This window comes from Halosolutus sp. YCN4 (assembly GCF_059736495.1).
The window spans coordinates 198,530-224,388 of the sequence record NZ_JCASSM010000002.1 but is presented as its reverse complement, the minus strand read 5'-3'; the positions used below and the strand labels follow the sequence as shown (position 1 = coordinate 224,388).

At 66.5% G+C, this 25,859-nt stretch carries 18 protein-coding genes; 8 read left to right on the top strand and 10 right to left on the bottom strand.

All coding sequences use genetic code 11. From position 1 onward, the window contains the following. Window positions 1-3: 3 nt before the first annotated feature. Window positions 4-1,629, bottom strand: coding sequence for an ATP-binding protein (locus AC6I6X_RS07265; RefSeq protein ID WP_497929856.1), 1,626 nt, complete (start codon window positions 1,627-1,629; stop codon window positions 4-6). A 257-nt stretch (window positions 1,630-1,886) separates the two neighbouring features. Between AC6I6X_RS07265 and alaS the strand changes: the two genes are divergently transcribed. Then, window positions 1,887-4,664: an alanine--tRNA ligase gene (gene alaS / locus AC6I6X_RS07260; RefSeq protein ID WP_497929855.1), complete on the top strand. Its 2,778-nt coding sequence runs from the start codon at window positions 1,887-1,889 to the stop codon at window positions 4,662-4,664. A 110-nt stretch (window positions 4,665-4,774) separates the two neighbouring features. On the opposite strand, the gene AC6I6X_RS07255 is transcribed toward alaS, so the two are convergent. Continuing rightward, window positions 4,775-5,953, bottom strand: coding sequence for a hypothetical protein (locus AC6I6X_RS07255; protein WP_497929854.1), 1,179 nt, complete (start codon window positions 5,951-5,953; stop codon window positions 4,775-4,777). Window position 5,954: 1 nt separating this feature from the next. Next, the gene (locus AC6I6X_RS07250) at window positions 5,955-10,463 is read right to left on the bottom strand and encodes a vWA domain-containing protein (protein WP_497929853.1); all 4,509 of its coding nucleotides are present in this window, start codon (window positions 10,461-10,463) and stop codon (window positions 5,955-5,957) included. Window positions 10,464-10,639: 176 nt separating this feature from the next. On the opposite strand from AC6I6X_RS07250, the gene AC6I6X_RS07245 reads away from it, so the two are divergent. Then, on the top strand, window positions 10,640-11,419 hold the full coding sequence (locus tag AC6I6X_RS07245) for an alpha/beta fold hydrolase (protein ID WP_497929852.1): 780 nt from the start codon (window positions 10,640-10,642) through the stop codon (window positions 11,417-11,419). Window positions 11,420-11,448: 29 nt separating this feature from the next. On the opposite strand, the gene AC6I6X_RS07240 is transcribed toward AC6I6X_RS07245, so the two are convergent. Next, the gene (locus tag AC6I6X_RS07240) at window positions 11,449-13,521 is read right to left on the bottom strand and encodes a cation:proton antiporter domain-containing protein (protein ID WP_497929851.1); all 2,073 of its coding nucleotides are present in this window, start codon (window positions 13,519-13,521) and stop codon (window positions 11,449-11,451) included. A gap of 80 nt (window positions 13,522-13,601) precedes the next feature. Between AC6I6X_RS07240 and AC6I6X_RS07235 the strand changes: the two genes are divergently transcribed. Continuing rightward, window positions 13,602-14,945, top strand: a complete 1,344-nt coding sequence (locus tag AC6I6X_RS07235) for a class I adenylate-forming enzyme family protein (RefSeq protein ID WP_497929850.1) — start codon at window positions 13,602-13,604, stop codon at window positions 14,943-14,945. 185 nt (window positions 14,946-15,130) lie between these two features. Then, window positions 15,131-15,883 (top strand): type 1 glutamine amidotransferase, encoded by a 753-nt coding sequence (locus AC6I6X_RS07230; RefSeq protein WP_497929849.1) that lies wholly within the window; start codon window positions 15,131-15,133, stop codon window positions 15,881-15,883. Between the two features lie 81 nt (window positions 15,884-15,964). On the opposite strand, the gene AC6I6X_RS07225 is transcribed toward AC6I6X_RS07230, so the two are convergent. After that, window positions 15,965-18,166: a heterodisulfide reductase-related iron-sulfur binding cluster gene (locus AC6I6X_RS07225; RefSeq protein ID WP_497929848.1), complete on the bottom strand. Its 2,202-nt coding sequence runs from the start codon at window positions 18,164-18,166 to the stop codon at window positions 15,965-15,967. A 179-nt stretch (window positions 18,167-18,345) separates the two neighbouring features. On the opposite strand from AC6I6X_RS07225, the gene AC6I6X_RS07220 reads away from it, so the two are divergent. Both AC6I6X_RS07220 and AC6I6X_RS07215 read left to right on the top strand, forming a co-directional pair. Then, window positions 18,346-18,936, top strand: coding sequence for a conditioned medium-induced protein 4 (locus AC6I6X_RS07220; protein ID WP_497929847.1), 591 nt, complete (start codon window positions 18,346-18,348; stop codon window positions 18,934-18,936). Window positions 18,937-19,119: 183 nt separating this feature from the next. Then, a complete protein-coding gene (locus AC6I6X_RS07215; RefSeq protein ID WP_497929846.1) occupies window positions 19,120-19,830 on the top strand; it encodes a CRISPR-associated protein Cas4 in 711 nt (236 codons plus the stop codon). On the opposite strand, the gene AC6I6X_RS07210 is transcribed toward AC6I6X_RS07215, so the two are convergent. From AC6I6X_RS07210 to AC6I6X_RS07200, 3 genes are read right to left on the bottom strand one after another with little or no spacing between them, the layout of a single operon-like run. Then, complete coding sequence (locus AC6I6X_RS07210) at window positions 19,827-20,411, bottom strand: L-threonylcarbamoyladenylate synthase (protein ID WP_497929845.1); 585 nt, start codon at window positions 20,409-20,411, stop codon at window positions 19,827-19,829. The genes AC6I6X_RS07215 and AC6I6X_RS07210 overlap by 4 nt on opposite strands. 44 nt (window positions 20,412-20,455) lie before the next feature. Further along, entirely contained in the window at window positions 20,456-20,965 is a 510-nt protein-coding gene (locus AC6I6X_RS07205) for a redoxin domain-containing protein (RefSeq protein ID WP_497929844.1), read from the bottom strand. After that, the gene (locus AC6I6X_RS07200; protein ID WP_497929843.1) at window positions 20,965-21,294 is read right to left on the bottom strand and encodes a glutaredoxin family protein; all 330 of its coding nucleotides are present in this window, start codon (window positions 21,292-21,294) and stop codon (window positions 20,965-20,967) included. The genes AC6I6X_RS07205 and AC6I6X_RS07200 overlap by 1 nt, the downstream gene beginning before the upstream one ends. A 102-nt stretch (window positions 21,295-21,396) precedes the next feature. Here AC6I6X_RS07200 and AC6I6X_RS07195 point away from each other — a divergent pair, with 102 nt between their 5' ends. Further along, window positions 21,397-22,776 carry a hemolysin family protein gene (locus AC6I6X_RS07195; RefSeq protein ID WP_497929842.1) on the top strand — a complete coding sequence of 460 codons (1,380 nt, stop codon included), beginning with the start codon at window positions 21,397-21,399 and terminating at the stop codon, window positions 22,774-22,776. Window positions 22,777-22,791: 15 nt separating this feature from the next. On the opposite strand, the gene AC6I6X_RS07190 is transcribed toward AC6I6X_RS07195, so the two are convergent. Beyond that, entirely contained in the window at window positions 22,792-23,508 is a 717-nt protein-coding gene (locus AC6I6X_RS07190; protein WP_497929841.1) for a hypothetical protein, read from the bottom strand. 148 nt (window positions 23,509-23,656) lie between these two features. Next, window positions 23,657-24,850, bottom strand: a complete 1,194-nt coding sequence (locus tag AC6I6X_RS07185) for an inorganic phosphate transporter (protein WP_497929840.1) — start codon at window positions 24,848-24,850, stop codon at window positions 23,657-23,659. A gap of 169 nt (window positions 24,851-25,019) precedes the next feature. Between AC6I6X_RS07185 and AC6I6X_RS07180 the strand changes: the two genes are divergently transcribed. Next, window positions 25,020-25,850: a basic amino acid ABC transporter substrate-binding protein gene (locus tag AC6I6X_RS07180; protein ID WP_497929839.1), complete on the top strand. Its 831-nt coding sequence runs from the start codon at window positions 25,020-25,022 to the stop codon at window positions 25,848-25,850. Window positions 25,851-25,859 lie beyond the last annotated feature (9 nt).

Sequence of the window (25,859 nt, the reverse complement as noted above, 5' to 3'; positions counted from 1 at the left end):
CGATCACCGATCGGCGTCCCGATCGATCGCCGGCTCCTGGAGCGAATCGGGAAAGACGTCGGTCGCGTCGACCGCCGCGCCGGTGAACTCGACGCGCGTGCCGCCCGCCTCGCTCTCGTCGATCGCCACCGACCAGCCGTGGGCTTCGGCGATTCGTCGCACGATCGCCAGGGTGTAGCCCCGTCGATCGTCCGTCTCGGAATCCGGCTCGAGGAGCCCCTCGCGCTGCGCTTCCGGTACGGGGGCGCCGTCGTCAGCGACGAAGAACCCGTCCGAACACGTGCCGACGCGGATCGTGATCGGCCCGGCAGGGTCGGAGTCGTCGGCAGCGTCGGCCCCGGTGCCGGCGTCCGGTTCGGCGGTCCGGAACAGGTACTCGAGAACGTCCGTCAGCCGTTCCTTGTCCGCCTCGAGCAGTCGATCGTCCTCGAGATGGAGGTTCAGGTCGGCCTCCCCGTCCAGCCGCGCCAACGCGCGGCGGGTGATGTCCTGCAGGGCGACGGGTTCGACGGTGGCGATCACGTCCCGCCGGCGGGCGAGCGTCGACAGCGTGTCGATCCACTCCTCGAGTCGATCGTGGGCCGTCTCGACCTCCGCGAAGTGGTCGGGATCGTCCGTCTCCTGTGCGACCATGAGGTAGGCCTGCGCCACGTTGAGCAGGTCGCGAAGCTTTCCATCGACGATCCGCTCGAACTTCTCGAGTCGCTTCCGCTGGGCGGCGAGTTCGCGCTTGCGCCGCTTGCGATCGGTGACGTCCCTGAACGTCGCGAGGCCGCCGCTCGACTCGTCGCCACGATCGAGTGCGACGGCGGTGACGAGGACGGTCCGGCGACCGTCCGCGGTCTCGCAGTGGTCGACGACCCGGGCCGGGACGTCCCCCGATCGACGCTCGGCGGGGGACGCCGCGTCGGTCGGGACTGTCTCGAGCACGTCGTGATCCGCGAGGCGCGTGCCGACGAGCGCCTCGCGATCGATCCCGAAGACGTCCTCGAAGGCCGCGTTGACGTCTCGAACGATGGCGTCGGCGTCCGACTCCGGATCCGCGTCGGAATCCGACATCTCGTACCGGACGGCCGGATCCGGGACGGCCTCGACGAGCGTCGCGAGCCAGCCGTCCACGTCGAGTCCGTCGGGGTCGTTCCCGGTGACGTCCGAGCCGGTCGACGGCGCGTCGGCGGACGCGGCCGACTCGTCCACCTGGGAGTCGGGCTCGGCTGGCGGATCGGCCGGCCCGATCGGGATCGGGAATCGTTCCGACCCGCGTTCCGGTGCGTGACACGCCCAGCGGACCTCGTCGGCGAGGTGGACCACTGAGTGATCGCCGTCGCGACGGACGTACCCCGCGATCCCGTCGGTCGCCCGCGCGGTCGTCGGCGCGTACTCCGGATCGGTGTAGAGGACGACCGGCGTCGCGTCGCAGGCGTCGATCACGTCGAGCAGGTGGGACCCGTCCGCGGTCGTCGGCGTCTCGGCGAAGACGACGCAGTCGGCCCGCGGCGCTCGGTTGCGGACCGTCTCGATCGAGACGGCCGGCGCTACGGAGAGGCCGGCAGCGGCTCGCTCGAGGTCGGCGGCCCCCGAGACGGCGTCGGACTCGGTCGCAGCGACGTACAGGACGATCTGGGTCATTCGAATCGATCGCTGTGTGGACTTCAGGTCCTCGTCACACACAGCGAGTGAACGGCAATAAATACGTACCGGTCGACTCGGCTCGCGAGTCGCGGTGGGGCGCGGCGATCGACCGGTTCGCCGCCCGGAGGACCGCTGCATCGAAAGGCCGACCGATCGCCGTCTCGACCGTTCTTCCGACCGTTCCGCCGTCACGATACCGACGTTGCATACCAGTTGCGGAACTGTTTTACCCGCTGCACGGTCAAACACGTACAATGAGCGAACTGGCGGAGGAATACCGCCTCGAGTACTTCGAGGAGGAAGGATTCGAGCGCAAGGAGTGTCCCGAGTGTGGGGACCACTTCTGGACGCGCGACCACGACCGCGAGACCTGTGGTGAGCCGCCGTGCGCGGAGTACGACTTCATCGGCGAGCCCGGGTTCGCGGAGGAGTACAGCCTGTCGGAGATGCGAGAGGCGTTCCTCTCGTTCTTCGAAGATCACGGCCACGAGCGGATCGATCCCTACCCCGTCGCGGCCAACCGCTGGCGGGACGACGTCCTGCTCACGCAGGCGTCGATCTACGACTTCCAGCCGCTCGTGACGAGCGGCCAGACGCCGCCGCCGGCGAACCCGCTGACGGTCTCCCAGCCCTGCATCCGGATGCAGGACATCGACAACGTCGGCAAGACGGGCCGGCACACGATGGCGTTCGAGATGATGGCCCACCACGCGTTCAACACGCGCGAGGACGTCGACGAAAGCGAGTACGCCTACCACGGCGAGGTGTACTGGAAGGATCGTACCGTCGAACTCTGCGACGAACTCCTCGCCGAGATGGGTGCGGACATCACCGAGGTCACCTACATCGAAGATCCGTGGGTCGGCGGCGGCAACGCCGGTCCCGCGATCGAGGTCATCTACAGGGGACTCGAACTCGCGACGCTGGTCTTCATGTGCATGGAGCAGGATCCCGACGGCGAGTACGAACTCAAGGACGGGAACCGCTACTCCTACATGGACACGTACATCGTCGACACGGGGTACGGTCTCGAGCGCTGGACCTGGATGAGCCAGGGTACTCCGACGGTGTACGAAGCGATCTACCCCGAGATGATCGGGTTCCTGAAGGACAACGCGGCGATCGAGCACACCGAGGCGGAGGCCGAACTCGTCAACCGCGCCGCCCGGCTGTCGGGCCAGCTCGACATCGACGACGTCGACGACGTCGAGGCCGCCCGGGACGACATCGCCGCGCAACTGGACGTCTCGACGGACGAACTCCGCGACCTGGTCGAACCGCTCGAGGACATCTACGCGATCGCGGACCACTGTCGCACCCTCGCGTACATGCTGGGCGACGGCATCGTCCCCTCGAACGTCGGCACGGGGTATCTCGCGCGGATGGTGCTTCGGCGCACGAAGCGCCTCTGTGACAACGTCGGCGTCGACGCCCCGCTGGACGAACTCGTCGACATGCAGGCCGAGCGCCTGGAGTACGAGAACCGCGACACCATCCGCGACATCGTCCGGACCGAGGTCGAGAAGTACCGCGAGACGCTCGAGCGCGGCGGTCGACGCGTCGAGAGCCTCGCCGAGGAGTACGCGAAAAAAGGCGAGCCGATCCCGACCGGGGAACTGATCGAACTCTACGACTCCCACGGCATCCAGCCCGACATGGTCGCGGAGATCGCCGCGGACGCCGGGGCCGAGGTCGACGTCCCGGACGACTTCTACAGCCTCGTCGCCCAGCGCCACGACACGCCCGAGAGCGTCCAGACGATCACCGACGAGGGCGACGATCGGTTCGAAGACCTCCCCGAAACCGAGAAGCTCTACTACGACGACCAGCAGCGGACCCAGTTCGAGGCGGTCGTTCTGGACGTCTTCGAGCGCGAGGACGGCTACGACGTCGTTCTCGACCAGACGATGTTCTACCCCGAGGGCGGTGGCCAGCCCGCCGACACCGGGACGCTCTCGACCGACGACGTCACCGTCGAGGTCGAGGACGTCCAGATCGAGGACGGCGTGATCCTCCACCGGACCGACGAGAGCCCCGGCAAGGGCGAGTTCATCAACGGGCAGGTCGACGCCGCCCGTCGCCGCCAGCTCATGCGCCACCACACGGCGACCCACATCGTCATCCACGCCGCGCGACAGGTGCTGGGCGAGCACGTCCGCCAGGCCGGCGCCCAGAAGGGCGTCGAGAGTTCGCGGATCGACCTGCGCCACTACGAGCGGATCGATCGTGAGGCGGTCAAGCGGATCGAACGCCGCGCCAACGAGATCGTGATGGACAACACGGCCGTCTCCCAGGAGTGGCCCGATCGCCACGACGCGGAGGCCGAACACGGCTTCGACCTCTACCAGGGCGGCATCCCGCCGGGCGAGCAGATCCGGCTGATCCACGTCGACGAGGACGTCCAGGCCTGCGGTGGCACGCACGTCGCCCGAACCGGCGACATCGGCGCGATCAAGGTCCTGAACACCGAGCGCGTCCAGGACGGCGTCGAGCGGATCACCTTCGCGGCCGGCGAGGCGGCCATCGAGGCGACCCAGGTGAAAGAGGACGCCCTCTACGAGGCCGCCGAAATCCTCGACGTCGCCCCCGAGGAGGTCCCGGACACTGCCGAGCGGTTCTTCGAGGAGTGGAAGGACCGCGGCAAGCAGATCGAGGACCTGAAAGAACAGCTCGCCGCGGCCCGCGCCGGCGGCGGTGGCAGCGGCGAGGAAATCGAGGTAGGCGACGCCACGGCCGTCGTCCAGCGGATCGACGCGGACATGGACGAGCTGCGCGCGACCGCGAACGCGATCGTCGAGGAGGGCAAGATCGCCGTCATCGGCAGCGGCGAGAACGGTGCCCAGTTCGTCGTCGCCGTCCCCGACGACGTCGGGGTCAACGCCGGCGAGGTCGTCGGCGAACTCGCCGCCAGGGTCGGCGGCGGCGGCGGCGGTCCGCCGGACTTCGCACAGGGTGGCGGCCCCACCGTCGAGGACCTCGACGACGCGCTCGAGGACGCGCCCGACGTGTTGCGGCAGGTCCAGGACGCGTAGGAACGTTTTTTCGATTTCGGTCGCTGTCGGCTTCACCAACGAGTACGAGAAATCGGTGACGGAACCGATCGGACGGCGCTCTCGCACCGGAGACATCCGGTCGGTCTCGATCAGCGCAGGTGGTCCCGAATCCGCTGCTCGATTCCCTCGACGTCCTCGAGTCCCTCGAGATTCTCGAGGAACGATTCGATCTCGCGGAGATTGTTGTCGGTGACGCCGCCCTCCTGCGCGACGCGGCCGAGGCTGATGAGCAGATCCACCTTGGCGACGTCGACGTCGAGGGCTGCGACCTTCGAAACGATGGTTTCGTCGTCCGGGTCGTCGAGGCGGACGAACCCCGGCGGAACGGCCTCCTTGAGCAACGTCGAGACCATCAGCTCGTCGGCAGCGGCGTCGGCGGGGATCTCCTCGAGCATCGCCTGCATGAACGCGGCGGGATCACCGGGATCGTCGTCGACGACGTTGCGGACGAACGCCCCATCGTCGACCCGTCGGAGGTCCCGCTGTTCATCGACCCGGACGCGAACCAATTCGAGGTCCTCGTTGCGGAACTCGGGTCCGATCTTCTCGCGAGGGACGCAGAGGTCGGTTCCGATTTCGCCGGTCTCGAGACTGGCGAATGGGTCGGCGAAGCCGTAGTGGACCTGCTGGACGAACTCGTCGGGATCGGAGAGCGAGGTGGTCTCGAGGAACTCCGCGTCCGTCGGTGGCGTCCAGTCGCGCTTGTTCCACGGGAAATCCTCCTGGATAACGATCGTGTGTCCGGTCGGAAGCCGTGCGACGTACCACGGCGATCGATCGAACATCTCTGAGAGGCCGCCGAGGTCCTCGAGTGCCGACTGCGAGTAAATCCCGAATATCGGGAGTTCCTCGATGTTGTCAGTGATCGGGTAGTCTGTGGGCCAGCACTGGAGCGGATCGACGAAGCCCAGCATCGGCGCGTACTCGACCTCGAGTCCCATCGCGAGCCGACAGATGAGTTCGAATAGCCGATCGACGCGTCGCTGGTACTCGTCGTCTCCGACGTCGTTTTCCCACGGATCGGAGAACCAGGAGGTCCCCGCGATAACGATTTCCGGTACCGGTGCCTGGCCGTCGGAGTCGGAATCGAATCTAATTTCGAAGTCCCACTCGTCCTCCGAGACGAGAAATACGGACGAGTCCGGGTTCGCGTTGGTCTGCTCGGCGGGGACTCTTTCGGCTTCGAGATCGACTGCCGCACAGGTATCCCTGATTACCTCATTGGTGGCTTCACCCGCGGACGAGGTGTAATACGGGAGACTGATCATATTATTCTCCAATCTCTTTGTAGCTGGTGTACGTTATCTGGACCTCGTCTGCAGTAACTTCACTGTTGGCTTCCAGGTCCCGTTTCGTGTTCTCGATTACGTCGTCGAATTTGCTCTCGTGTTTGACGATCGTTTCCTCCGGCAACACTACGATCAGGGTATCTTCGCCGTCGACCGCCTGAGTCACTAGCTTGTCCCTCAGATCGGACAGTTGACTGTCCCACGACGGGTCAACATCGATGTTTTCCGGCGGCCACTTCTCGGGATTCCAGTGTTTCGATTCGATCGCTGGTGACTGGTACGTCTCTCCTTCGATCGAGACCTCTCCCTCAACCTTCACGTCGATCTCGGTTTTCGAATTCGGAGCGTCATCGATACCGCTGGATTTCTGCTGCATCTGAACGTTCTTCCCGTCGATATTCTCGCTTCGCCGAACCCTGTCTGCAACGTCGACCTCACCGGCAATTTGTCTGAAGCCGCTCTTCGACCCCGAGACGGAACCCATTGCACCGCGTACGTTCTGGATGTCGGCATCGTCTAGGTCTTCGATCGTACTCTGCACTTGATCAGCGGATTTACGACCACCGGGACCGATATCAGCGTCGTCGGCCTTGGTGTACGCTTGGAGTAGTTGTTTGGTCTCGGAGTTGCTCAACCCGTCTCCTCTGTACTCGTTGACCGATTCGAAGGTACTCTTGCACGGACTGTTGCAGATATCGGCTCTGAGCAGTCTCGCGCCGCTATCGCCGTGACGGGCGGTTAATCTCCCGGCGGCTTCCGCTCGATCACTCTCGAGTCGATTAATCGCGGTCCCGTCGACGTCGGTTCGATCGATCGATTTCGCCACCTTGAGCTGCTGGCCGTTCGTTCGGACGCCGCCCAAGAGACGTTCACCGGCTTCCCGGGTCGCACCGACGCTGGCCGAGAGCCCGCGCGCGAGTTGATACCGGCTGTACCGGACCGGCGCTTTCGCGGTGTGACTCGCTCGACCCGCCATCTGGGCCGCCCGGCGCATCTGTGGCGTGCTGATGGTGTCGACGGCCGACTGGACCCGCTTGGAACTCGAGAGGGCCTTCCCGGCCTCGCCGGCGGGGATCACGGCCTCGACGACGAACCAGGAGAGGTAGCCGCCGTACCAGCCCTGGCGGTACGCCTCGTAGAGGTCCTCGTCTTCCTCCGGATCGTGGGGGTTGTTGCGCTCCTGCTGGGCGTCGATCGCGTCGGGCATCGACGCGATGATCTCGTCGAGGTTGAGGATGGCGTCGGGAATCTCCCGCAGCGCGGCGATGGTCTCGACGGGCTCGTTGTACAGCGCGCGCAGGCCGTCGATCGATTCGCCAGCCCCGGTCGTCATCCCCTGGAGGAAGCCGAGGTCGCGTTCGATTCCGGTGCTCGAGATGCCCTGGGCCCGGATTGCGTCCGACGCTGCTGCCCAGACGCCGCCGACTTCGACGGCGGCGACCTCGGCGGTGCCGTATCCGTCGACGGTCCCGTGGCGGTCCTCGGCCTGGACCGTCACCCGCGAGCCCGCGAAGGCGTCGGTAAAGGTATCGACGGTTCCGATCTCGAATTCGACGTCGGCGTCGTCGCTCGTCCCGGACAGCGAGACGGTCTCTTCGACGTCGCCGTCGCGAACGACCCGCGCCTCGTCGAGGCCGGCCGGATCGGACACGAAGAACTCGACCTCGTAGCTGCCGGAGACGCGAACCGACCAGTCGCGGGGATCCCAGCCGGAGAGGTCCGCGTTCGGATCGTTGAACGTCGCGTACGTGACGGTGATCTCGGGCGGATCGATGTCGAACAGGGTCGGATCGTCACCGCGATCGATCGCCTCGCCGTCGGTAATCCCGTCACCAGTCGTATCCCTCGATTCGGGATTCGTTCCGAACCGGATTTCCTCGCGGTCCGTTACCCCGTCCCCGTCCGTGTCGTTGACGAGCGGATCGGAGTGAACGGTCTCGGTTTCGAGGACGTCGCCTTCGACCCCCTCCAGGTCGTCGACGTCGTCGGCGTCTTCGAGTTCCGCGAGCAGGTCCAGCGAATCCTCGCGCGAGGTCGTGTACGCGATCTCGCGGCCCTCGAGTTGTTCGGCGTCTGTCACCCCGTCGCCGGTCGTATCGATCCGCGCCGGGTGGTGGTCGGCGTACGTGACCGACGCGTGGAGTTTCGTCTCGTTGTCCTCTTCGAAGACCCGGTAGCTGATGTCGACCGTTTCGTTGTCGAGAAGGCCGTCGCCGCTGGTGTCGAGCGCGATCGGATCGAGGTTCAGCGGTTCGCCGACGACGCCGGGCCCGCCGGTCGGCATCGAGAGGTTCATCTCGGCGACCAGGTCCGGAATGCCGTCGCGGTTGGTGTCCTGCAGCTGGACCTGGGTTTCATTTTCGGCGACGCGTTCGAAGGTTTCGGGCAGGTCGTCGGCGTTTTCGACGTGGTAGAAGTCGCCGCCGGTGACGCCCGCGACCTCGCGGAGTTCGTTCTCGTCGATGCCGCCGCCGACGCCGATCGTGTTGATCTGGATGTCGCGTTCGGCGGCCGTTTCGGCGACGCTGACCGGATTCGGCCCCCTGTTCGTGTAGCCGTCGGACAGCAGGATGATCGTCTGGGAGCGGTTCTCCCAGCCGTTGCGTTCGAATTCGCCGAGTGCCTCCTGGAGCCCGGCGCCGGTGTTGGTCGAGCCGCCGGCGTTCAGGTCGTCGATGCTCTGGTTGAGCGAGTCGTGGTCTCGCGTGAGGTGGTGTTTCAGACTGCCGCCGTAGGCGTAGCCGACGAGGCCGGCCTGTTCCTCGTCGGTCAGTGCGCCGGCGAACCGCTTGGACGCCTCCCGGGCGTTGCGAATCCGGGAGCCACCCATGCTGCCGCTCTCGTCGACGACGAACATGACGTCGATCAGTTCGAACTCGGCACCACCGTTGCCGCCATCGGTCGCGTTGTCGTCGAGCGTGATCGTGTCGCTGTACTCGTCCTCCCACTCCTCGATCCAGAACACCGAGAAGAACGAGAAGTGGTCGACTTCGGCGATCGCCGTGCCGTTATCGTGGTCGATCTCGGTCTCGACCGGCGTCCACGGCTCGTCGCTGTCGGGATCCCACGTCATCACCGAGAGGTTACCCTCCCGATCGAGGGCTTCCTCGTCGAGGGGAATCTCGACGGTCGCGTCCTCGACGTCGCGCTGGCTCTCGATGCGAACCATCGGCCCCGCGCGGTAGGGGTCGTCGGTCGCCGGCGTCTCGTCGGTGATCGAGATATCGGTCTCGTGGAGGCCGTCGCCGCCCACCGCGACGGAGACGCCCGACGACTCGTCCGATACCTCTACCTCCCGGTATTCGTCGGGAGCGGGTCGATCCGGAATCACGTCGTCTTCGTCGACGTGAATCTCGTGGGTCGCCTCGACCGTTCGATCGGCGTCGTATGCCGCCGTCGCCGTCACCGTCACGGTCACGTTCTCGAGGTCCGGCCCGACGTCGACGAGGGTCGTTCCGCTCGCGATCGACCCGGCCGACTCGCCGGCCACGAGCGACAGCGGTTCGGCGTCGGCGTCACCGTCGACGGTCACGCTGGCCTCGTCGTAGGCGTACGGGCGGACGTCGGTGAGGGTCGCACCCAGTTGAACGAAGACCGTGTCGTTGCGCTCGAACGCCCGCCCCTGCGAGAGCGAGAGCGACGGTTTGCTGTTGGCCTCGACCGTGTCCAGCGCACGCTCGGCGTGTTTCCAGGCGTTCCCGAGGTGGGTCAGTGCGTTCGCGCGGTCGTCGGGACTGATCGTTCGGTCCGGTCCCGTGGCCTTGCCGTTCTTCCCCTTCCCCCCGCCGGGGGCGTCCCGAGAGACGGTTTCGTCGGCCCGATCGAGCGCGTCGACGGCGTTTCCGAGCGCGCTCTCGGCCTTCTGTCGCTGACCGGGGTCGCGGAACCCGCCCTCGTTCGCCGCGACGACGACGTTCGCGTCGGACACGGCGAGCCGCGCGGTCGCGTTGCCCGCCGCGTACAGGTCGGCGCTGATCGCGTCGACGATCGCCTCGTCCTCGCCGTCGACTTCGCCTCGCAGCGTCGCGAGCGCTCGCTGGGCCTCGGCCAGGTGTTCGAACGCCGCTCGCGAATCGGCGTACCGGACCCGCCGGTACTCCTGCAGCGAGGCGTTGACCGCCTCGACGGTGTCGTTCGCCGGCGTCGTCGCGGCGTCGTCGCCGTCGATCTCGAGTTCACCGAGGCGTTCGGTCGCGCTCACGATCGCCTCGAGGGTCGTGTTCGCCTCGAGGTCGGGAATCGTGACGTTCGCGTCGCCGCGATCGTGTCCGGGCGGGTCGCCGTCTCGTCCGGGCGGTTCACCGCCGCTCCCTCCCGGCGGCCCGTCGTCCGCCCCGGGCGAGGCACCGGTCTGGGCCGCGAATGCGGTCGTTCGACCGTCCGCCGCGCTTGCACTCGACCCGCTGGCGAGTGCGGGCATGGCGACCAGCGAGGTCGCCATCAGCACGGCGAAGAGTACTGCCCATAATCGCTCCTTGCTGAAACCCATACTCGGGATAGATTAACCACCATATTTATAATTTATCTATACTTTATTGTATAGGATCATATTCGCCGAATCGAATCCAATGCCGATACCGGCGTATCATTCGTCGCGGCGATCGCTGGCCGCCGACGCCGCACGGAACCGAAACCGTCGCCTTGCTGGGCCCGCACGGTTCCCGTATGCCGACTGCCTCGAACGGATCCGTCTCCCTGTACTACGACCGCGCGGGCGAGGGCGAGTCCGTCGTCTTCGTCCCCGAAGCGGGTCTCGGCGGCTGGCTGTGGGGGTGGCAACACGCCGCCGTCGCCGGCCCCTACGAGGCCGTCGTCTGGGACCTCCGCGGTACCGGTCGATCGGACGCACCACCCGGCCCCTACGCGATGGAGACGCTGGCGGGCGATCTCGAGGCGGTCCTGTCGGAGTGCGAGATCCGGAACGCTCACCTCGTCGGCTGTGGACTCGGCGGGGCCGTCGCGCTCGAAGCGGCCCGGAGGTCGAATCGCGTCGAGACGCTGACCCTGTTCGGGACCGCCGCCCGCGGCGACGCGTACGACCTCGACCCGCTGTTCGCCCCGCCGGACGATCGGCAGGCGCTTCGTGACTCGCTCGCGGCGGGCCTCTCCGAGGATTTTCGAACCGCGCAGCCGGACGTCTGCGACGGCATCGTCGACTGGCGGGCCGACGGCGACGCGACCCGCGAGGGCTGGGACGCGCAGGTCGCCGCGCTCGAGGGCTTCGACGCGACCGACTGGCTCGTCGAGGTGACCCAGCCGACGCTCGTGTGTCACGGGACCGGCGACGACCTCGTCCCTCACGACGCCGGCCGTGACCTCGCGCAGGGACTCCCGCGCGGCGAGTTCGTCGTCCTTGACGGGGCCGGCCACCTGGCGTTCGTCGAGCGATCGCGGACGGTCAACGACCGGCTGCTGGGCTTTCTCGAGGCCCACGGCGACGAGTGAACGGTATCGAGAGCGAACCGTCGCTCGAGCTACTTGAACCGCAGGAACTGCCGATCGTACTCCGGATCGTCCTCCCGTGGGTGTAACAGGACGAACGACGCCGGCGGGAGCTCCGCGAGACGGGAGGGCAGCTCACGGAGTTCGTCGTGCCAGCCGACGCTCCCCGGTCGCGAGGAGATCACGCTGATCAGGTCGTCCGCCGTCGCGTCGTCCTCGAGTTGCGAGTGCAGCGCCCGCCACGAGGACAGCTCTCGGAACTCGGCGTCCAGTTCCGGCTCGACGAGGTCGAAGAGCCGTTCGTACTGGTGGGCCGACCCCCCGACCGCGAGGACGGTAACCGGCGCACCGAGTCGGTCCGCGATCCGCTTGAGCAGGGCAACGCTCTCGAAGAAACCCTCGTGATGGTCGATCCCGTCCGGGAGGACGACGAAGAGCCGGTCGGTCGTGTTGACCGGGTGGCCGAGTCGAGCGACCATCACGGGATCGGTCGTCCGATCGAGGACCTGGTCGATGACGCTCCCGAACAGCCGCTGGCCGATCGATCGCTGAGCGTCCCAGCCGAGCAGGAGCAGATCGGCCTGTACTTCGACCGCGCCGCGGACGATCCCCGAGGCGGGGTTGTGATTGACCCGAATCTCCGGATCGACGGGGACTTCGGCCTCGCTTCCGACGGCGGTGAGTTCCTCGAGGTCCTCGTACGCCTCGTCAACTGTCCGGTCCGGGGGCCCACGACGGGCGGGCTGGACGACGGTGAGCGTGTGGATCGGTCGCTCGCGTTCGTCGTCCTTGAGTAACAGGGCCAACTCGAGCAGTTGCCGCTGGCGATCGGCGGCGTAGGAGATCGGAAGCAGGATTCTCGGGTCGCCGAGGGCGCCGTCGTCGTGTTCGACGTCCTCTGCGAGCGCGAGCCGCTGTCCGGCGCGTTTCGTGACCCAGGGGCTGAGAACGGCGGACACGATCAGCATGAGAACGACTGCGTTGAGGATCGCGGCGTCGAACAGCCCCACCTCGAAGCCGATCAGCGTGATCGCCAGCGCCGCCGCGGCCTGCCCGATCGAGAGGCCGAACATGACGTCCCGCTCGTCGGCGGTGTACCCCTTGACGCGGGCGACGAGCCACGCCGCCAGCCACTTCAGCGCGATCATGACGCCGACGATGACGGCCGCGACTTCGAGGGTCCGCCGGCCCTGGAAGATGACCGTCGCGTCGACGAACATGCCGACGTGCAGCAGGAAGAAGGGAATGAAGAAGGCGTTGCCCGCGAATTCGATCCGGGAGAGCAACGTCCCACCCTCGGGGATCAACCGATTGAGCGCGAGGCCGCCGACGAAGGCCCCGAGGATCGGCGCGACGTCCAGCAGCGTCGCGGCGCTGGCCGCACCGAAGAAGACGACGGTGACGAACAGGAACTCGAAGTAGCTCTCCTCGCTGAAATTCTGGAAGAACCGGCGCGCGATCGGCGGGACGACGAACCAGGTCCCGGCCAGCAGGACACCCAGCGCGACGACCTTCTCGACGACGACGCTGGCGGTCAGTCCCGCTTCGGCCGCGCTCCGGACCAGCGCGAGGACGAACAGGGCGAGCGTATCAGTAAACAGAATACCGCCGAAGACGGCGGTTACGGCCCGGTTCCTGGTGACGTCGTACCGGTTGACGATCGGATACGCCAGCAGCGTGTGGGACGCGAACACGGCAGCGAGGAGCAGCGCGGGGAGCCGATCCAGGCCGAGCAGGGCCATCGCGACGATCGTTCCGACGACGAACGGAAGCCCGAAGCTCACGAGTCCGAACAGGGCCGCGCTACCCGGGTCCTCCGAGAACTGCCGAAGATCGAGTTCGAGACCGACGGTAAAGAGGAGATAGATCAGCCCGACCTCGCCGAGCAGGACGATCGCGTCGCTGTGTGCGACCAGCCCCGTCCCGCCGGGGCCGAGGATCGCCCCGAACAGGACGATGCCGATGATTCCCGGCTGTCCGAGCCGTCGCACGAGCAACGGTCCGACAAGGAAGACCGCCAGCGCGATGGTGAATACCAGGACCGGCTCCTCGAGCGGGAGCTCGGGAATCGCGACTGCGACTACCAGCGGCGTGTTCGACCACATGAACGTAGTTCTCAGAACGGAGGGTGTCGTCTTTGGTGTGGTGCTTTTGAACACTTCGTCCGGTGACGTCCGTTGTTTCGATGCTTGCGAATGACCCCCTTCCTACTACGGTTGCGGGTGTCGCAGTCGCGTCTGTGACGCTCTCGCTGGCCCGCCGCGCCGATCGGTTTCCGGACCGGACCGCAGTCGTCGACATCTCCGAGGAACGGCTGTACGCGCCCGCCGAGACCGTCCACGAAGACCGCGTCTCGTACGGAGAACTCTCCGCGATCACCGGTCGCACCGCCGGGCGTCTGGCGTCGCTCGGAATCGGGGCCGGCGACACCGTCTGTTTCGTCTCGCGCAACCGGGTGGCCTCGCTCGCCGTCCTCTTCGCTTGCCGACGGCTGGGGGCGACGTACGCCCCGATCTGTCACTGGCTGACGCCGGCGACGGTGAGGCGCCCGTTCGGGGTGCTCGACCCGGACCTCGTCGTCTCCGAGGCCGCCCAGCGGGACCTCGTCCGATCGATCCCGTTCGATCGATCGGTGACGCTCGAGGAACTGGCGGCCGAAGAGGGCGCGTCGATCGAGCCGTCCGACGCGGACGACGGGGATCCCGAATCCGAGCGCGCGGACGGCGATCGGAACGCCCCGCTCCTCGCGCTCCACGGCGAGTCCGGACGCCCGGTCGCCGGTTTCTCGGCGCGCGCCGTCGAGTGGAACTGCATCACGGCCGCCGTGACGTGGGGGCTCTCCGGCGCCGACTCGACGATCGTCTGTACGCCGCTCTCGACGGCCGACGGGCTGTTCCGGGTGGCGCTTCCCCTGCTCTACGCCGGGGGAACCGTCCTGCTCGATCGGGCCTTCGATCCCGGCGACGCGCTGACGGCGATCGCGGATCACGGGGTGACGACGCTGGCCTGTCGATCGACCGCGATCCGCGACCTGGCGGCCAACGACGGGGTCGCGGCGGTCGACGGGCTCGATCGCGTGCTCTGTGATGCCGCAACGCCGGCGGAGATGTTCGCGCCGCTCGTCGACCGCGGCGTCCCGATTGCCCGGGCGTACGGTCGGCTCGAGTGCCCCGTCGCCCTGAGCGGAGCGATCGATCCCGATCGAGACGAGGCCGAATCCGTCCACGAAACCGGCGTCGGCCGCCCCGTACTGGACTGTCGGGCCCGCCTCGTCGACGCCGAGGGAACCGTTCTGGAGGGCGCAATCGAGGGACGACTCCAGCTATCGGGGCCGGTGCTCGCCGACGGCTACGCAACCGATGCCGGAACCGACGACGAGTGGTACGACCCGGCGGCCGAGGAGACCGCCGAATCGACGGCCGAGTCCGACCCCGATCGCGGTCGGTTCACCGACGGCTGGTTCGACACCGGCGAGTCCGTCCGGCGCGACGAGGACGGACGCTATCACCTGCAGTATAGTAGCAACTGAAACGAGTTACACACTGCTCGCGAAGCCGTCCTGCGATCGGGTGTGCAGTGACGTTCGGTTGCGACTATCGGTCGCCCCTTCTCTCCCGCGGTGAACGTCGCACGGCCCGCAATTCCCGTCTCCGCTCGCGGCAACGCCGGCGCGCGACGGAAGGCCTATTTCCGTCGAGTCGCCACTAGCGGCCAATGAGTCAGCTCCGTCTCGCCGTCCTCAACGCGGCCCACGAGGACGCGAACACGACGCGAAACTTCCGGCGCGAACTCGACGCCTCGCTGGCCGAGTTCGACGTCACCGACGGGACCGTTCCCCGACACGTCGCGTTCGACGGGATCGTCGTCACCGGTTCGCGCTCGTCGGTCTACTGGGACGAGGACTGGATCGACGCCACGAAGGAGTGGGTCGGCTCGGCGATCGATCGCGGGATCCCGGCCCTCGGGATCTGCTGGGGCCACCAGTTGCTGGCGGACGTCCTCGGCGGTACGGTCGCGGACATGGGGGCTTACGAGGTCGGCTACAGTCCGATCGAGCAGGTTTCCGACTCGCGACTGTTCGACGGCGTCTCGCGGGAGTTCACGGCCTTCACGAGCCACTCCGACGCGGTGACGGCGCTGCCGCCGGGAGCCGAGCCGCTGGCCGAGAACGAGTACTCGAACCACGGCTTCCGCAAGGACCGGGTCTTCGGCGTTCAGTTCCACCCGGAGTACGACACGAAGACGGCCCGCGAACTCGTCCACCGGAAGGACCTCTCCGACGAACGTCGCGAGTCCGTCCTCGACGAGATCACCGCGGCGAACTACCGGGACGCCTGCGAGGCGAAACTGGTCTTCGACAACTTCGTCGAGTTCGTCCGCGAGGTGACCGCGACCGGGCCGGCCGTCGAAGCGGACACCGCGGACTGCGCTGCGACCGTCGGCAGTTCTAACGATCGTCCCAACTGAACCGATCTCCAGTTTGTCAGCAAACGGGGGTAAGCGACGTCGAATCGGTCTCGAACGTAAAACGAACCGGTGAGTGGCAGATCAGTCGGCGGCCGCCGCGACCTTCGCCTTCTCCTCGGCGCCGATCGCCTCGACGATGAGTTCGGCGACGTCGACGACCTCGATCTCGTCCTCGTAGCCGCCGGTCTTGCGGCCGTCCTCGTACATCGTCATGCACATCGGACAGGCGACGACGAACTTCTCGACGCCGGCGCCGGCGTCGGTGTCCTCCAGGGCCTCGCGGATGCGCTCCTCGCTCGGTTTCGGCTCCTCCTCGAAGTCCATCCAGAGGCCGCCACCGCCGCCGCCACAGCAGAAGGAGTTGTCGCGGTTGCGGGGCATCTCGTCGAGCGTACAGCCCGTGGCCTCGATGAGTTCGCGCGGGGCCTCGTACTCGTCGTTATACCGGCCGAGGTGACACGGATCGTGGTAGGTGACCGTGTAGTCGAGTTCGGTTCCGTTCAGGTCGAGGTGGCCCTCGGAGACGAGTTCCTCCACGGCCTGCGTCCAGTGGAGCACCTCGATCTCGCCGTCGGCGTTCCACTGGTCCTCGTAGTCGAACGGCATCATCGGGTCGTCCGAGAACTCCTCGAAGTCGACCTCGGGATACTCGTTCTTGAACGTGTTGTAGGAGTGGGGGTCCGTACAGACGATCTTGTCGAACTCGCAGTCCTCCCAGGTCTCGACGTGGTGGCCGGCGAGTTCCACGTAGAGGAACTCTTCACCGACGCGGCGGATGTCGTTGCCGTCGTACTTCTCGTCGTCGAAGAGGATCCCGAAGCTGACGTCGGCCTCCTCCAAGATTGCGGCCAGCGATCGAGCCACCTTCTTGTTGCGCTCGTCGTAGCTCGGGAAGTCGCCGACGTACCAGAGGTAGTCGACTTCCTCCTCGCGGGCGTCGGCGACGTCGAATTCGAGCTCGTCGCTCCAGTCGCCGCGGTTCCGGGGACTGTCCCCGAAGGTGTTGCCGTTCTGCATGACGTTCTGGAAGACGTCCTGCATGGACGAGGAGACGTCTCCCTGGTCGGTCAACTGACGGTTGAGCCGGGTGAACGACTGGAGGTGTTCGATCTCGACCGGGCAGGCGTCCATGCAGGCCATACAGGCCATGCAGGACTCCATCGTCTCCGCGTCGATCACCGAGGTGCCGCCGTCGGCGATGATCGGCTGCTCGTCGCCGCCAGCGTCGAGTTCCTCGCGATACGTCTTCAGGTCGAGGATGACGTTGCGCGGGTCCAGCGGCCGATCGGACGCCTTCGCGGGACAGACCGAAGAACAGCGACCGCACTTGGTACAGGCGTCCTGGTCGAGGATTTCCTTCCAGGTGAAGTCGTCGATCGACTCGGCGTTGGTCGCGTCGAGGTCCGACGGGACGTTCGGGAGGCGCTTGCCGGCCTTCTCGTCGCGGACGACGACGTTCGCGAACGAGGAGATCATGTGGAACGGCTTGGCGTAGGGGATCCACGCGATGAAGAAGAACGCGAGCAGCGAGTGCGACCACCAGGTCAGCCAGTGGAGCGTCTCGGCGTTTACCCCGAGCACGCTCACCGCGGTGTAGGTCGGGTCCGTCGCCGTCCCCTCGATCGTCGGAAGTCCGATCGCGTCGAGGACCATCGCGAGGCCGTACCCGACGAAGCTGACGATCTCGTGTTCGGGCATGCCGGTCGCGTAGATGCGAAAGCCCTCGAGCAGGAAGCCGCCGACGCCGAGACCGAACAGCGTCCAGATGAAGACGTCGTCTTCGTTGGAGGTGTGGCGATCCCAAAGCCGTTCGTTACGAACCCAGTACCGGCGGTACATCGCCATCCCGATCCCGACGACGAACAGCAGGCCCATCGCGTCGACCATGAACTGGTAGCCGAGGTAGAAGTCTCCCTGCCAGAAGTCGATATCCAGCAACAGGTCGGTCCCGTACTGGTTGAACGCGATGATCGACGTCGCGATGAACAGGGTCAGGAACCCCCAGAGGATAAAGGAGTGCATCAGACCGCCGTAGAGGTCCCGATTGAAGTTCTTCTCGTTCGAGAGGACGATCTTCGCGGCGCTCGTGATCCGACCCGGGAGGTCGTCGATCCGAGCGAACGGATCGTCGTCGCCCTCGGCGTAGCGACTGAAGCGCTGGTAGACGCCGTAGAGCAGGACGACGATCGTGATGGTCGCGAGGAGATAGAACAGTGCGTACTCCGTACTGCTGATTCCCCAGTACGTTTCCCTGCTCACCTCCGACTGGGCTACGATGTTCATGTTCTATGACCCGGAGGGATGTGACTTAACTCTTGTCACACCAACCGATCCGTCACCCCGGCGCCCTCTTGCGGAAATAAATTCGCGGTTGTGAGTTTATAAACGTTGTCCGTGGTCGGTTCCCGACCGACGTTATCTGGCAACAGGCTTAAATAGCCGCCCGTCGGGAGTGTCCACCCATGAACGACAAAACCGAGGAGCTCCGGGACATCTTCACCGACGTCACCGATGGTGAGGCGACCGTCACCGAATCGCAGGAGGACACTCGCGGCTCGCTCGAGAAAGACGAACGGAGCGTCGGGGAACGGCTCGAAAACGTCATCACGCAGATGCGCGAGCGATACGAGTTCACGACGCCGCTCTCCGACGACCAGCTCGTCGACCTCGCCAAGGCGTTCTACGACGACCAGAGCGACGCGGCGATCGCCGACGAACTGAGCGTCTCCGAGGACGACGTCTTCGAGGCGCGTCTCTCCCTCCACCTCGTGGCCGACGACGACGCCGACGAGGTCGACCTCGTCGCGATCCGCAACCGGGACGAGGACGACGCCACGCTCGCCAACGAGTACGACGTCAGCGAAGCCCAGATCCGCCGCTACCGGAAGATCGCCGCCGCCGAGGACGAGTCGCGCGCGGCCAACGATCGCTACCGCGACGAGTTCGACAGCGTCCTCGCCGACGCCGACCTGACCGATCGAATGGCGAGCGACGTCCGCGAGGACGGCCTCGAGGACGCTACCGAGGGGATGGAGACGGACGTGGAGTTCTAGAACCGAACTTTTTTACCGGGGTCCTCCCTCGCTTCGCTCGGTCGAACCCCGGTAAAAAACTTCGATGAAAAAAGGCCGAGCGCTCGCTTCGCTCGGTACAACTGCCGGTGTGTTGGAATATCAGCAGCTTTCGTAACCGATCTTGACCACACCTTTTTATATGAACGGGCGGCCAGACGTCCCGTGACTCGACACGTCGCGTTCAGCGATCTCCGGACGGTCGCGTACTGCCCGCGCAAGTGTTACTACCAGCGAACGCGAGACGATCACGATCGGGAACCGCCGCCCGAGATCGATGCGATCAGGGACCTCGCGACACGGTACGGCGAGTTGCTCGACGCATCCGCCGCGGAACTCGCGGCCGAACCGATCGCCGTCCCGCCGGCGACGTATCGCGAGCGCCTGGCGAGCGCACGGGACCGCCTCGATGGCGGCGCGGGCACGGAGGGCGGGGACGACACGGATCACTGGGCCAGACTGTGCGACCCGGCCGATCGGAACGTCCTCGTCACCGGGCGCGACTGTCGCGGGATCGTCCACAAGGTGCTGGAAGCGCCGATCGAACCCGCGATCGTCTCGGCCGGAAAACCGCCCGAACGGGGGGTCTGGCACCCGCAATCGGTCCACGCGGTCGCGGCGGCCAAGGCACTCTCGTGGGAGCACGAGACCCCCGTCGAGGGGGCGTGGTTGGAGTACCCGGCCGCCGGCGTGATCCGGCGACTCGACCTCACGACCCGCCGGAAAGCCGAGTACCGGGCGGCCCTGCGGACGGTCCGGGAACTCGACGGGCCGCCGCCACGGATCGACAACCGATCGAAGTGCGCGGCCTGCGAGTTCGCTGAGGAGTGTGGCGTCCGGACGCGGACGCTACGATCGCTGCTCGGGTTCGGTTAGTGCCGATCGAGCCAGGCTTCGATCTCGTCGGCCAGTGCCCCCCGCCGGTGGATGGTTCCGCTCGAGACGTCGACGACGGTACTCTCGGTGCCCGCGGTCTCCCCGCTGTCGAGGGTCACCGCGGCCGCCTCGCGGATCGCCGGATCCAGGTCGTCGAGCCGTCGAACGCTTCCCTGCCCGCTGACGTTCGCGCTCGTCGCGGTGATCGGCGTCTCGGCCCGTTCACAGAGCGCCAGCGCGAGGTCGTGGTCCGGGATCCGGACGCCGACCCGATCGCGCCCGGCCGTCAGTTCGTCCGGAACGGCCTCGCGTCGTCGACAGAGCACCGTCACGGGGCCGGGCAAAAACTGCGCCATGAAGTGGCGCTCGCGATCGGTCGCCCGCACGTACTGGAACGCGGCCGGGACGGAGGGCACGGCGAGCGAGACCGGCTTCGATCGGTCCCGGCCCTTGGCGTCGAAGACGCGGTCGACGGCGTCGGGATCGAGCGCGTCCGCACCGAGGCCGTAGACGGTCTCCGTAGGGTAGACGACGAGTTCCCCGTTCGTGATCGCGGCTGCCGCACGATCGAGCTCACTCATTCGATCGACTATCGGGCCGTAACCGGCAAAAGCGTACCGCGTCGCTACGCGAGTCCGAGTTGCGACTCGAGGTCGTCGTAGTCGGGAAACTCGGGCCACTCGGTCGCGACCCACGCCGCCTCGACGGTGCCGTCCGTGTCGATCGCGACGAACGCGGGACGCGGTTCGCCGATCCCGGTCATCCCGTCGAGGTCGTGTGCGATCCCGTACGACTCCGCGACCGCGTTGGCGGGATCGGCGAAAATCTCGAACGGGGAGTCGTTCTCGTCGAGGAACCTCGAGATCCCGTACGGCGTCGAGGCGGTGACGCCGACGACGCGTTCGTCGCGCTCGTCCCAGCCGCGATCGGCGAGTTCGTCGTAGACGTACTTGCCCACGAAGGAGCCGATCATGGGGGTGAAGACGAGGATCGTCTGACCCTCGTTCGTCAGGTCCGAGAGCGTCCGATCCTGCCAGAACTCGTCGGAGACCAGCGGCCGGGTGAAGTCGGGGGCGTCGTCGCCGGGTTCTGGACCGTCGGCGGGGCCGAGGTCGACGACGTCGAACTCGGGCATTACTCGTCACCTCCGGCGTCGGCGGCGGCCGCCTCCGGAGCGGCGTCGGCGGCGGTCCGATCGCCGTAGGTCGACTCGAGGTAGTCGACGATGTTCGCGCTTTCGGCCATCGTGACGCCGGTGGTTTCGTCGACGACGACGGGGACGGTCCGGACGCCCGCGACGCGCCTGACGACGTCCCGGCGGGAGTGCATCGGGTCGACGAACCGCGACGTGTAATCGAGGTCGTACTCGTCGAGTAGCCGAACCACGCGCTCGCAGTAGGGACACCCCTGCAGTCGGTAGAGCGTGATCGGTGCGGCCGCCGCTGCGCTTCCTGACGCGGTCATAGACTTTCGTTCGGGAAAGGCGCGGGTAAACGTGTCGTCGGCGGTGGTTCCGACCGCAAAACAGTAAACGGTTAACCGATCCGGTAACAAGTCTCCACATCAATGCCGATGTCTTCGCTGTTCGAAGCCGTGCTCGCCGCGTACGACCTTCCAGTCGTGGGTCTCGAGTTCGATCAATCGACGGTGACGATCCTCGGCGTGCTGGCCGTCGTGGTCCTCATCGGCCTCTCCGCGTTCTTCTCCTCGTCCGAAATCGCGATGTTCAACCTACCCAAACACCGGCTGGAGGGAATGATCGAGGAGGGTATCGACGGTGCGGAACTGGTGAAAACGCTCAAGGACGACCCGCACCGACTGCTCGTGACGATCCTCGTCGGCAACAACATCGTCAACATCGCGACGTCCTCCATCGCGACGGCGATCCTGTCGATCTATTTCGGCGGTCTCGTCGGCGTGTTGCTGGCGACGTTCGGGATTACCACCCTCGTCCTCCTGTTCGGCGAGAGCGTCCCCAAGTCCTACGCCGTCGAGAACACCGAGTCCTGGGCCGTTCGCATCTCGAAGCCGCTGAAAGCCACGGAGTACCTGCTGTTCCCGCTGATCGTTCTCTTCGACTACCTCACCCGGCAGGTCAACCGGCTTACGGGCTCGACGGGGGCGATCGAGTCGCCGTACGTCACCCGCGACGAGATCCAGGAGATGATCGAGTCCGGGGAGCGCGAGGGCGTCCTCGAGGAGGAGGAACACGAGATGCTCACCCGTATCTTCCGGTTCAACAATACGATCGTCAAGGAGGTGATGACTCCCCGGCTGGATATGACCGCGGTGCCGAAAGACGCCGAGATCGACGAGGCGATCGAGACCTGTATCCAGAGCGGCCACGCCCGCATCCCGGTCTACGAGGGGAGTCTCGACAACGTCCTCGGGGTCGTCCACATTCGCGACCTCGTGCGCGACCTCAACTACGGCGAAACCGAGGTCGAGACCCTCGAACTCGCGGATCTCATCCAACCGACGCTCCACGTCCCCGAGTCGAAGAACGTCGACGAACTGCTGACCGAGATGCGGGAAAACCGGATGCACATGGCGATCGTCATCGACGAGTTCGGCACCACCGAGGGGCTGGTGACGATGGAGGACATGGTCGAGGAGATCATCGGCGAGATCTTAGAGGGCGGCGAGGAACAGCCGATCGAGGACATCGACGCCGACACCGTCCTCGTCCGGGGCGAGGTCAACATCGAGGACGTCAACGAGGCGCTCGACATCGACCTGCCCGAGGGTGAGGAGTTCGAGACGATCGCCGGCTTCATCTTCAACCGCGCGGGCCGCCTCGTCGAGGAGGGCGAGGAGATCGATTTCGACGGCGTCCGGATCACCGTCGAGGACGTCGAAAACACCCGCATCATGAAGGCTCGCTTGCGAAAACTCGAGCAGGAACCCGACGACGTGGACGACCTCGAAGCGGAAGGCGAGCAGTAACGCGCGATCGCGTCGTTACCGCGCGGGCGAGGACTTCGATCGAACCAGTGCCTGTACCTCGCGAGCGACGGCCGGCGGCATCGTCAGACGGCGCGGTCCCTGGACGTACTGGCCGTCGGGCTGGGCGTAGTCGAATTTCACGATCGCGGTGTCGCCGACCTGCCGGATCGACGCGTCCTGGATCACGTCGAGATCGATCGCCTGGTCGGGATCGTAGAGGTAGATCGCTTCGTCCTCGGGATCGAAGGTGCCGACGGATTTGAGGAACACCGCCAGCGCGATCGCGACGAACGCGAGCGGGATCATCAGCGCGGCCAGCCCCGTGAACGGGCCGGCTCCGACCGCGAGGAGGTCCCGCTGGGAGACGATTCTGCCGGCCACGATCAGCGTACCCATGACCGCCACCATGACGATCGCACCGATCGCGGCGTCCATCGCGCGGTCGAGACTCTTGCCCGTGGGCGGCGTGATCGGCAGTCGCCGGCCGATCGCCTCGACGTGCTGTTCGGTCCGGTTGGAGACGGCGAGCACGAGGATCGTCGCCACGATGCCGGCGGCGACGGCGGCGACGATCGATTGGCCGCCGATCTGGCCGGTCAGGTCGAAGATGCGCCAGAATGCGATGATCGAGATGGCCGCGAGGAAGGTGCCGACGCCGAGCGACCACAGGACGCGGACCGTCCGGGAGGTCGTGGCGTCCCGTCGCCAACTGATCGGTTCGGAGTCGTCCATACCCGATCTGGGTAGCGTTGCTGTAAAGGCGGTTCGATATGCCGAGCGGGATCGGACGCCGATAGATCGAACGCGGATCGGTAACTGCCGTCGACGGCGGCGACCTGGTGTCGGCGGCGGGTCGTACTGGTGGTCCAATCCAGCCGACTCAACCCAGCACCGAGAAGACGACGCGGAAGCCGACGTAGGAGACGACGATCGAACCGGCGAGCGAGCCGATCCACGCGAGCACCGTGTAGCCCATCTTGCGGCCGCTGACCCCGCCGCCGGCCCCGGCCGCGGCGTAGCCGCTCCCGATGATCGCGCTGACGATGATCTCGTTGAACGAGACGGGGATGCCGTAGAGGACGGCGGTCTGAGCGATGATGAACGACGGGATGAGCGCGGCGATCGATCGCCGGGGGCCGAGCGAGGAGTAGTCCTGCGAGATCGCCTTGATCATCCGCGGGGCGCCGGTCCAGGAACCGAGCAGGAGACCGAACCCGCCGCCGAGCAACAGGGCGGGGAGCGGCAGCCCGAGGTCGCCCGACAGCGGGATCAGCGGACCGACCGCCAGTCCGACCTGGCTCCCGCCGGCGGAGAACGCGACCAGGCCGCCGAGGACGAGCAGGAAGTGTCGCTCCCCGCGTTCGGTACCCTGCCGGAGATCGACGCCGATCGCGAGCGCCCAGGCGGCCGCGATCACGACTGTCGCGGCGGCGATGCCGGCGACCGTCGGGCCGGGGAGCCAGCCGCCGGCGGTCTGGGCGATCGACGCGCCGCCGGCCTCCTCCGGGCCGAGGATCGCGAACTCGAGGTTGGCGACGAGCGCGCCGACGAAGGCCGCGAGCACGACGATGAGCGTCTCCTCGTCGATCGGTTCGGCACGGAGCGTCCGGGCGATCGCGTAGGCGAGACCCCCTCCGACGAACGGGGTCAGGATCCACAGGGTGGCGATTTCGGTGTACTTCGGCCACGCGGGATCGCCGCCCATGGCCAGTCCGACGCCGATGACCGCGCCGGTGACGGTGAACGCCGTCGCTATCGGATACCCCGCGAAGACGCCGATCGCGACCAGGACGGCCGCGATGGAAAGCGCGATCGTCGCGGCCATCGGCGAGAGCGTGACACCGCCGATCAACTCGGCGCCGACGGCTTCGGAGACGTTCGCGCCCTGGAGTACCGCGCCGGCAAAGCCCAGCAGTCCGACGAGGAAGCCGGCCCGCATCACGGAGATCGCGTTTGCGCCGACCGCAGGGGCGAACGGCGTCGATCCGCTCGATCCGGCACCGATCGCCCAGGCCATAAAGAGGCTGGCGATCGCGGCGACCAGAAACGTCCCAACCGTCGCGATCTCGACCATCTACTGGGTTCTTACCGGTGGCCCTACAAGTGTGTGCCGACCTGCGGGTGCCGGCGACGGCGCGGTGGATCGCGAGTTCGGGTCGGATCGACGATCTGTGCGTCCGGCGCGTGCACGCACGGAACGAAGAGATCTTAAGGACTAAGGGCTATCCGTGGCAGTAGCAACCATGAGCGAACGCTCGAACTCGATCGACAGGCGGCGTTACCTGAAGCTGAGCGGGGTCGCGGGACTCGGCACGGTCGGACTGGCCGGCTGTCTCGAAGATACCGGCGACGGGGACGATGGTGACGGCGGCGACGACGGAGACGGTGACGATGGTGGTGACGGTGGGGACAACCAGATCGTCGCGGGAACGGCGCCCGGCTTCCCGCCGTTCGAGATGAACGAGGGGGGCGAACTCGTTGGGTTCGACATCGACCTCCTCGAGGCCGTCGTCGCGGAGACCGAGTACGAACTGACCGGGTGGGAGGAACTGGAGTTCGACTCGCTGATTCCCGCCCTCGACAGCGGGAACATCGACGTGATCGCGGCTGCGATGACGATCACCGAGGAGCGCCAGGAGTCCATCGCGTTCTCCGATCCGTACTACAGCGCCGACCAGTCGGTGCTCGTCCAGTCTGGCGGGGATTTCCAGCCGTCCTCGCTGGATGACCTCGAGGGGTCGGCCGTCGGCGCCCAGTCCGGGACGACCGGCGAGGGCGTCGTCGAAGACGAACTCGACGACGTCAACTACACGTCTTATGATAATTACGTGTTCGCCGTCGAGGAGTTGGAACAGGGGAGAATCGACGCGGTCGTCCTCGACGAACCGGTCGGCGCGACGTTCGCGGCGGACCGCGACGTCGAGGTGGCGTTCACCTTCGAGACCGGCGAGGAGTACGGATTCGGTCTCCGGCAGGGTGAGGACGACCTCCAGTCCGCACTCAGCGACGGGATCGCGGCCGTCGAGGAGTCGAGCCAGTACGAGGAGATCACGCGCGAGTGGTTCGGCGAGTAACCTGATACA

Excerpts from the sequence above, each read along its gene's own strand:
- AC6I6X_RS07180 (WP_497929839.1), top strand. The coding sequence starts at position 25,020 with ATGAGCGAACGCTCGAACTCGATCGACAGGCGGCGTTACCTGAAGCTG.
- AC6I6X_RS07220 (WP_497929847.1), top strand. The coding sequence starts at position 18,346 with ATGAACGACAAAACCGAGGAGCTCCGGGACATCTTCACCGACGTCACC.
- AC6I6X_RS07265 (WP_497929856.1), bottom strand. The coding sequence starts at position 1,629 with ATGACCCAGATCGTCCTGTACGTCGCTGCGACCGAGTCCGACGCCGTC.
- AC6I6X_RS07225 (WP_497929848.1), bottom strand. The coding sequence starts at position 18,166 with ATGAACATCGTAGCCCAGTCGGAGGTGAGCAGGGAAACGTACTGGGGA.
- AC6I6X_RS07230 (WP_497929849.1), top strand. The coding sequence starts at position 15,131 with ATGAGTCAGCTCCGTCTCGCCGTCCTCAACGCGGCCCACGAGGACGCG.
- AC6I6X_RS07250 (WP_497929853.1), bottom strand. The coding sequence starts at position 10,463 with ATGGGTTTCAGCAAGGAGCGATTATGGGCAGTACTCTTCGCCGTGCTG.
- AC6I6X_RS07240 (WP_497929851.1), bottom strand. The coding sequence starts at position 13,521 with ATGTGGTCGAACACGCCGCTGGTAGTCGCAGTCGCGATTCCCGAGCTC.
- AC6I6X_RS07205 (WP_497929844.1), bottom strand. The coding sequence starts at position 20,965 with ATGCCCGAGTTCGACGTCGTCGACCTCGGCCCCGCCGACGGTCCAGAA.
- AC6I6X_RS07255 (WP_497929854.1), bottom strand. The coding sequence starts at position 5,953 with ATGATCAGTCTCCCGTATTACACCTCGTCCGCGGGTGAAGCCACCAAT.
- AC6I6X_RS07195 (WP_497929842.1), top strand. The coding sequence starts at position 21,397 with ATGCCGATGTCTTCGCTGTTCGAAGCCGTGCTCGCCGCGTACGACCTT.
- AC6I6X_RS07235 (WP_497929850.1), top strand. The coding sequence starts at position 13,602 with ATGCTTGCGAATGACCCCCTTCCTACTACGGTTGCGGGTGTCGCAGTC.
- alaS (WP_497929855.1), top strand. The coding sequence starts at position 1,887 with ATGAGCGAACTGGCGGAGGAATACCGCCTCGAGTACTTCGAGGAGGAA.
- AC6I6X_RS07245 (WP_497929852.1), top strand. The coding sequence starts at position 10,640 with ATGCCGACTGCCTCGAACGGATCCGTCTCCCTGTACTACGACCGCGCG.
- AC6I6X_RS07200 (WP_497929843.1), bottom strand. The coding sequence starts at position 21,294 with ATGACCGCGTCAGGAAGCGCAGCGGCGGCCGCACCGATCACGCTCTAC.
- AC6I6X_RS07190 (WP_497929841.1), bottom strand. The coding sequence starts at position 23,508 with ATGGACGACTCCGAACCGATCAGTTGGCGACGGGACGCCACGACCTCC.
- AC6I6X_RS07185 (WP_497929840.1), bottom strand. The coding sequence starts at position 24,850 with ATGGTCGAGATCGCGACGGTTGGGACGTTTCTGGTCGCCGCGATCGCC.
- AC6I6X_RS07210 (WP_497929845.1), bottom strand. The coding sequence starts at position 20,411 with ATGAGTGAGCTCGATCGTGCGGCAGCCGCGATCACGAACGGGGAACTC.